Annotated in this window: 8 protein-coding genes; 6 read left to right on the top strand and 2 right to left on the bottom strand. The window is 59.6% G+C overall.

Features of this window, described 5'->3' with window-relative positions:
- Positions 1–215: 215 nt before the first annotated feature.
- Both Q1B16_RS22100 and Q1B16_RS22095 read right to left on the bottom strand, forming a co-directional pair.
- A complete protein-coding gene (locus tag Q1B16_RS22100) occupies positions 216–704 on the bottom strand; it encodes a fasciclin domain-containing protein (protein ID WP_299794535.1) in 489 nt (162 codons plus the stop codon).
- Between the two features lie 184 nt (positions 705–888).
- Positions 889–1,335, bottom strand: a complete 447-nt coding sequence (locus tag Q1B16_RS22095; protein ID WP_299794532.1) for a DUF302 domain-containing protein — start codon at positions 1,333–1,335, stop codon at positions 889–891.
- 96 nt (positions 1,336–1,431) lie between these two features.
- Between Q1B16_RS22095 and Q1B16_RS22090 the strand changes: the two genes are divergently transcribed.
- The 6 genes from Q1B16_RS22090 to msrQ all read left to right on the top strand — a co-directional run bounded on the left by Q1B16_RS22090 (position 1,432) and on the right by msrQ (position 6,760).
- Positions 1,432–2,916, top strand: coding sequence for an FMN-binding glutamate synthase family protein (locus tag Q1B16_RS22090; RefSeq protein WP_299794529.1), 1,485 nt, complete (start codon positions 1,432–1,434; stop codon positions 2,914–2,916).
- Positions 2,892–3,344, top strand: a complete 453-nt coding sequence (locus tag Q1B16_RS22085; RefSeq protein ID WP_299794526.1) for a VOC family protein — start codon at positions 2,892–2,894, stop codon at positions 3,342–3,344. Before Q1B16_RS22090 ends, Q1B16_RS22085 begins: the two co-directional genes overlap by 25 nt.
- A 102-nt stretch (positions 3,345–3,446) precedes the next feature.
- Complete coding sequence (gene rpiB, locus Q1B16_RS22080) at positions 3,447–3,899, top strand: ribose 5-phosphate isomerase B (RefSeq protein WP_299794523.1); 453 nt, start codon at positions 3,447–3,449, stop codon at positions 3,897–3,899.
- Positions 3,900–4,000: 101 nt separating this feature from the next.
- Entirely contained in the window at positions 4,001–5,140 is a 1,140-nt protein-coding gene (locus Q1B16_RS22075; RefSeq protein WP_299794521.1) for an MFS transporter, read from the top strand.
- 99 nt (positions 5,141–5,239) lie between these two features.
- A complete protein-coding gene (msrP, locus tag Q1B16_RS22070) occupies positions 5,240–6,142 on the top strand; it encodes a protein-methionine-sulfoxide reductase catalytic subunit MsrP (protein WP_299794518.1) in 903 nt (300 codons plus the stop codon).
- A gap of 3 nt (positions 6,143–6,145) precedes the next feature.
- Positions 6,146–6,760: a protein-methionine-sulfoxide reductase heme-binding subunit MsrQ gene (gene msrQ, locus Q1B16_RS22065; protein ID WP_299794515.1), complete on the top strand. Its 615-nt coding sequence runs from the start codon at positions 6,146–6,148 to the stop codon at positions 6,758–6,760.
- Positions 6,761–7,025: the final 265 nt, after the last annotated feature.

Here is a 7,025-nt window from a genome sequence, read left to right as displayed (position 1 = left end):
AAAACCTGTGCGAGCTCATCGAAATGGACCGTCAACACGCACGTTGACCTCGCTGTGGCCTACGCCGGATGCTTACCCTCAAGCTGTGTTTGCGAGCGCTTTTCGGATCGCGGAAGCGATTTTGCAAATTTCTCATGCTGGCCTGCAAACCTGCAAACATGAAAAAAAGGGACGGCCCTAAAGCCGCCCCTTTCTAAACTGACTAAAGTCCGGATTTAACCTTCCGGCATAATCACCGTGTCGATCACGTGGATGACACCGTTCGACGCTTCGATGTCCGCGGTGGTCACGGTTGCGTTTTCGACCATGACGCCATCGTCGAGGTCGATGGTCACTGTAGAGCCCTGAACGGTCTCTGCTTCCATGTCATCGGTGAGGTCTGTCGACATGACTTTGCCCGGCACCACGTGGTAGGTCAGGATGGATACGAGCTGATCCTTGTTCTCCGGCATCAGGAGGTTTTCTACGGTGCCTTCCGGCAGTGCTGCGAACGCTTCGTCGGTCGGAGCGAACACAGTGAACGGGCCTTCGCCCTTCAGCGTTTCCACCAGGTCAGCTGCCTGGACTGCGGCAACAAGAGTTTCGAACGATCCTGCTTCCACGGCTGTGTCGACGATGTCTTTGGAGTGACCGTCAGCGAATACAGCGGTGCTTGCCAGCATGGATGCGGCTGCGGTGAGGGCGAGTGTTGTCTTACGAAACATGTTAGTCGTCCTTTGTGTCATTCAGTCTGATGTGTCGTGCACATCTGATAGTTAAACGCAGCCCGGACGGCTTTGGATCTGCGGGGATATCCGCCTATCTGCCTTGACGAAAAAGGCTTGCCGCCTAAGCCGCAAGCCTTTGCATCTTCAAGTGAAATTCTTGTGATCGGGTGTTAGCGTTTCGTCATTCAGACAGCCCGATCGCCGCCTTCGCAATGCCATCCAAAAGCTCTTCGACCTGGTCCATCGGACCGTCCGGAAAGGTGCGGAATCCGATCGTCGTCGTCTCGGGCGTATCGGGGCGGACGAAGACGAAAATGTCGTAAGGGCAGAAGATGATGTTCATTGGATCCGCTTCCATGACCTCTCGCGAGACCTTTGCGGAGCAGAAGCTGTAGATTTCGGCATTCAGGAACAGGGTGACGTCCGATCCGACATCGCCTTTCGTTCTTTCGAGCATGTCTCCCGTGTGGCTGACAGAGTCGATGACCAGTCCTGCGTCCAGGATGGCGTTCTCGAGACCGAAAGTGACATCCTCGAAGGTTTGGTCGGTGTCGTAGGTGATCATCTCGGATGCCGAAACCACGGAGGCCGCGACCGACAGGGCGAGGGAAGCGAGCAGACGTTTCATGAGGTCTCCTTTTCTGGCAATCCATGCCATAGGGTGCAGTTGATTGGGTGTACCTGACTTACCCATCAAATGCAACGAATCGAATGTGAGGTCGTGATGGGATTTGCCATGTATGCGCTGCAATTTCTGGCCGTTCTACTGGTCGGAGTGATCGGCCTCTTCCTTTTGGCGGTGCTGATGCTCGGGATAGCGGACCGGTCCCAGACCAGCGATGCGATCCGGCGGAACTACCCGGTGCTCGGCCGTTTCCGGGGCCTGTTTTCAACTTTGGGCGAATTCTTCCGCCAGTACTTTTTTGCGATGGACCGCGAAGAGTTGCCATTCAACAGGGCGCAGCGCGAGTGGGTCAGACGATCTTCCGAGGGGCATGGCAACACGGTGGCCTTCGGGTCGACCCGCAACACGGGGATCGTCGGAACCCCCATTTTCGTGAATGCGCCGTTTCCGCCGATCGACAACCAGTTCGCAAGCTCCGAGCCAAAGGTGATCGGCCCCGGAACACGGAATCCCTTTACCGCCAAATCCTTCTTCAACCTGTCCGGCATGAGCTACGGCGCGATTTCCAAACCGGCGGTGCGTGCCCTGAGCCGAGGCGCGAAACGGGCTGGCATCTGGATGAATACCGGGGAGGGCGGTCTGTCTTCGTATCACCTGGAAAGGGGGTGCGACATCGTTTTTCAGATTGGAACGGCCAAGTACGGGGTGCGCGATGCCGACGGGCGGCTTGACGAGGATAAGCTCCGCGAGATCGCGGCGCATGAGACGGTGCGCATGTTCGAAATCAAGCTGAGCCAAGGGGCCAAGCCCGGGAAGGGTGGTATTCTGCCCGGTGAGAAGATCACTCCCGAAATAGCAGGCGTCCGGGGCATCCCGGTGGGTCAGGACAGCATTTCCCCCAACCGGCATGTAGAGGTGGACGACTGGGAAGACCTCTTGGATATGATCGCGCGGGTGCGCGATATCACCGGCAAACCGACGGGCATAAAGATGTGCGTTGGATCCGAGGATGGCGTCGCCGATCTGTTCGATGCGATTTCCGACCGAGGCGCCGACGCCGCGCCTGATTTTATCACGCTTGACGGTGGAGAGGGCGGCACGGGTGCCGCGCCGATGCCGCTTATCGACCTTGTCGGGATGAGCATTCGCGAGGCGCTGCCGATGGTGGCGAACATCCGCAACGCGCATGGCCTAAGAGATCGCATCCCGCTGGTGGCCAGCGGCAAGCTGGTCAATCCCGGCGATGTGGCTTGGGCGCTCGCGACCGGAGCGGATTTCGTCACTTCGGCGCGGGGTTTCATGTTCGCGCTGGGCTGCATCCAGGCGCTCAAGTGTAATCGCAACACGTGTCCGACCGGGATCACCACGCACAATCCACGGTTTCAGGCCGGGTTGGTCGTCGAAGACAAGGAATTGCGCGTGGCGGCCTACGCCAAGGAGATCATCAAGGAGGTGGAAACCATTGCCCATTCTGTCGGTGTGGCCGAACCGCGTCTGATGCGTCGGCGTCATGTGCGGGTGGTTCAGCCTGACGGACGGACGATCCTGATGTCGGACCTGTGGCCTCAGACGGTGTCGGCGTGATGCGGGGGTTCCGGCCCCGCGCGCTGGGCGAAATCGCCATCCGGTGTAAAGACTACGAGGCGATGGTGGCGTTTTATGAAAAGGTGCTGGGCCTTGAGGTGCTGCCAAACGGCAGACGGCCTGGCCCGCCCCAAAGGATCACTTTCTTCCACCTTGGCGAAAGCTTCGGTGGGCATACTGCCGTCCTTGCTCTGTTCGAAGACACCGCGTTTACCAGCAATGACGCTGACAGGTCTGCTCTGCATCACATCGCACTGAGCCTTCCCTGGGAGGAACAGGAGGCCGCCAAGGCTTGGCTTGAGGCGCAGGGGCTTCCTGCGCAGTTTCAGGATTTCGACTGGGTTGGATGGCGCGGGTTGTTCACGCGCGACCCGGATGGAAACACGGTTGAACTTGTTGCCGCGTTGCCGGATCGGCAGGTGGAGTGACTTCGGCGACTTGCGACATTGGGAGTCGGCCGCGAATTGACGAAGAAGCATTCATCTGATCCAAGGCGTGCGAACTGCCTTGTGAAACAGGATGACCCCGACATGACCGGTGTAAAACGCATAGTCCTTTCCAGCGATCACGCAGCGATCCAACTGCGCCAGACCCTTGCCGATCACATCGCCGCGCAAGGGTGGGAAGTTGTCGATATCGGGCCGACCACGCCGGAAAGCACGCATTACCCAAAGCATGGCCAGGCCGCGGCCGAACGTGTCGCGTCCGGGGATTGTCGCCTCGGGATTATCCTTTGCGGCACCGGTCAGGGCATCATGATGGCCGCGAACAAGGTCAAAGGAATCCGGTGTGGGGTGTGTTCGGACACGTTTTCCGCACGCATGATCCGGCAGCACAATGACGCCAATATGTTGTCGATCGGTGCGCGTGTCGTGGGAGAAGGCCTGGCGATGGATATCGTCGATGCGTTCCTGACGGCCGAGTTCGAGGGTGGGCGCCATGCAACACGGGTCGAGATGATCGAAACCGTCGAAGGCGCGTGATGGCGCGCTCCGCCAGTTCTTTGCGGTCGGAAGGCTAGCGTGCTGACGGTGGCGGAGCCCGCGGCTCCGAACGTGTCAGGGCCTTCCCGGGCGCATCGTCCGTGACCGATCCGGGATGGCGCGCGATCATCGGATCGTCGTCCATCATGTCGCTCGCCTTGTTGGGCGATGCGCTGCTCTATGCGGTCCTGCCTGTCTATGCATCGGAGTTCGGGCTGACGCTTGGTTGGGTCGGCGTCATGCTGTCGGCCAATCGGTTCATTCGCGTCTTCGCCTATGGTGCCGTGGCGCGGGTGACGCAGTCGATCGGCGTGCGGAATATGTGCTTCGTCGCGGCGGCCACGGCCACCTTGTCCACGTCGCTTTACGGGGTGGGTCAGGGACCGACTGTGCTCCTTTTCGCGCGGCTGCTCTGGGGGCTGACCTATGCAAGCCTCGTGCTTGCGACGCTTTCTTATGCGGTCGAATTTCGCGCACGTGCGGGAACGCGGATTGGTGTCGGTCAAGCCATTCAGCGCATCGGGCCGATACTCGCGCTGTTCGGCGGCGCATGGCTTGTCGGCACTATCGGCGCGCAAGCCGCTTTCCTGTTTCTGACTGTGCCGACGGCATGTGCGATCCTCGTCGCCTTCACCTTGCCGAAAGAGCGAGTCAGGGCACAAAAGCAAAGCAGACCGACCTCATTGGCCCGACCCAAACCGATCGACGTTCTCTTCTTCTTACAGGGTTACGGCGTCGATGGCGTTTTTGCCTTCACCATCACGCTTATCTTCGCGCGGGAAGCGTCCCTGGCTGATGCGGTCCTGAGCGGTGGCGCATTGCTTGCGCTCCGGCACTTCGCCGAAGCCATCGCGGCACCATTTTTCGGATGGATTGCGGATCGCGTGGGCGCGCGGCCTGTCTTTGTCGCGGCAGCGTTCCTGACCACAATCGGGTTCGTATGCGTCGCGTCCGGGCTGACAATCCTTGGGGCCGTCATCATGCTGGTCTTTCGCGGCGCGCTGGCGTCACTCGGCCCGGCGGTGATCGCGCAATCCTTGGACGTGGACGAAGACGCCATTGGCCCCATGGCACGCATGCAGGCCTGGCGCGATCTAGGCGCCGCGTTCGGCCCTTTGGCCACGGGGTTCGCCCTGCCATTCGCGTCGGCGGAACTCCAGCACGGTCTGGTCGCGATCGCTCTGGCGCTCGGACTGGCGTATTGGCTGGTCGATCACCGGACCGCCGCGCGACGCGTCTGACGTCAACATTTCAATTCCACCACGCATATTTGAGGCGAGTTGCTTTGGTCACCTTCGGGTACACGTCTATATCAAGAGAGACACAAAACAGAGGACCGCATGGCATATCGTTGGAAGAACACCCTGACTGCGAAGGACGCCACTCCCTATTCGGCCTTCCTGAACAGACGGCAGTTGATGGCAGGACTGGCGGCAGGCGGGATCGCGGGGTCGCTCCCATTCGGCGCGCGGGCGCAGGAGGCGCTTGAGCCGAACACGTGGGAAGAGATCACGACCTATTGCAACTACTACGAATTCGGCACGGGCAAGGAAGATCCGGCGCGCTACGCGGACGCGCTGACGATCGAACCGTGGACGGTTCGGATCGACGGTCTTGTGGACAAACCGGGCGATTACAGTTTCTCCGATATCATGTCGCAAATGACCATCGAGGAACGGATCTACCGGTTCCGCTGTGTCGAGGCCTGGTCGATGGTCATCCCGTGGAACGGCTTTGAACTGGCTGACCTGCTCAACTGGGTCGGCGTGCAATCCTCCGCGAAATACGTGGCCTTTGAAACGGTCCTGCGCCCAGACGAGATGCCCGGCGTCGCCTATCCGGTTCTGGACTGGCCCTATGTCGAGGGCTTGCGGCTCGATGAGGCGATGCATCCGCTCACGATCATGGCGACCGGTCTTTACGGTCGCGATCTGCCGAAACAGAACGGCGCTCCGATGCGGCTCGTGGTGCCGTGGAAATACGGGTTCAAATCCATCAAGTCGGTCGTGCGCATCACTTTGACCGAAGACGAACCACCTGCGAGCTGGAATGTCGCCAACCCCCGGGAATACGGCTTCTATAGTAATGTGAACCCCGAGGTCGATCATCCGCGATGGTCGCAAGCGACCGAACGCCAGATCGGATCGGGTCTGTTTGCCAAGCGCGTGCCCACGCTTATGTTCAATGGGTATGATGAAGTCGCGGGTCTTTATGAAGGCATGGACCTGCGGGAGTCCTTCTGAACCGTGGTGGGCTGGCTGAACACGTCCCTGCGCCGCGTGCCTGCGTGGCTGCTTTATATCCTGGCACCGGTGCCGGTGCTTTGGATTTACTATCTCGGCCTTACGGGACAGTTGGGGGTCGATCCAGCCAAGCGGATCGAACGCGAGCTTGGCCTTTGGAGCCTTTGGTTGTTGATTGCGGGACTGGCCGTAACGCCCCTTCGGCGCTGGATCGGTCTGAACCTGCTCAAGTTCCGTAGAGCGATCGGCGTCATTACCTTCTTCTATCTGACCGCACATCTGCTGACGTGGTTGGTGCTGGATGTCCAATTCCAGAACGTCTGGGCGGATATCGTCAAGCGCTGGTACATCACGGTGGGCATGGCCGCCTTCGTGCTGATGATTCCGCTGGCGGCCACTTCGAACAACTGGAGTCTGCGCAAGCTGGGTGCTGGGACATGGCGTAGGGTGCACAAGCTGGTCTACCCGATCGCGATCCTCGGCGCGCTGCACTTCCTGCTGCTGGTCAAAGGTTTCCAATGGGAGCCGATCCTCTACGCATCGGTGATCGCCATTCTGCTTCTGAGCCGAATAAAGCGGGATTCGTTCGCACGGTCCTGGACGACGACCAAGGCCTGATCCGCATTCCTAGCGTAAAGCTCAGGGCAATGCGCAAGATATAGAGGGGTCGGGGTCGAGAATTGCGCGAAAGGCAGTGTTTGAGCACGGAAATTGCGCCAAGCCCATGTTTTTACGCGAAAATCGAAAAAACGAAAAAAAGTGGATTTTGGGTGTTTTTTCCTCTTGCGGACTCGGGGCGCACTCCGTAAATACCCCTTCACCGGCGGCGCTGAGGCGACACGGCGGGACATCAGACGGTGCGCGTGACGCAGACGAGGTGGAT

The organism is uncultured Marivita sp. (assembly GCF_947488135.1).
Classification (GTDB): Bacteria; Pseudomonadota; Alphaproteobacteria; order Rhodobacterales; family Rhodobacteraceae; genus Marivita.
The sequence above is the reverse complement of the archived record's forward strand: the minus strand, read 5'-3'. Positions and strand labels throughout refer to the sequence as shown.

Excerpts from the sequence above, each read along its gene's own strand:
- Q1B16_RS22100 (WP_299794535.1), bottom strand. The coding sequence starts at position 704 with ATGTTTCGTAAGACAACACTCGCCCTCACCGCAGCCGCATCCATGCTG.
- Q1B16_RS22095 (WP_299794532.1), bottom strand. The coding sequence starts at position 1,335 with ATGAAACGTCTGCTCGCTTCCCTCGCCCTGTCGGTCGCGGCCTCCGTG.
- Q1B16_RS22090 (WP_299794529.1), top strand. The coding sequence starts at position 1,432 with ATGGGATTTGCCATGTATGCGCTGCAATTTCTGGCCGTTCTACTGGTC.
- rpiB (WP_299794523.1), top strand. The coding sequence starts at position 3,447 with ATGACCGGTGTAAAACGCATAGTCCTTTCCAGCGATCACGCAGCGATC.
- msrP (WP_299794518.1), top strand. The coding sequence starts at position 5,240 with ATGGCATATCGTTGGAAGAACACCCTGACTGCGAAGGACGCCACTCCC.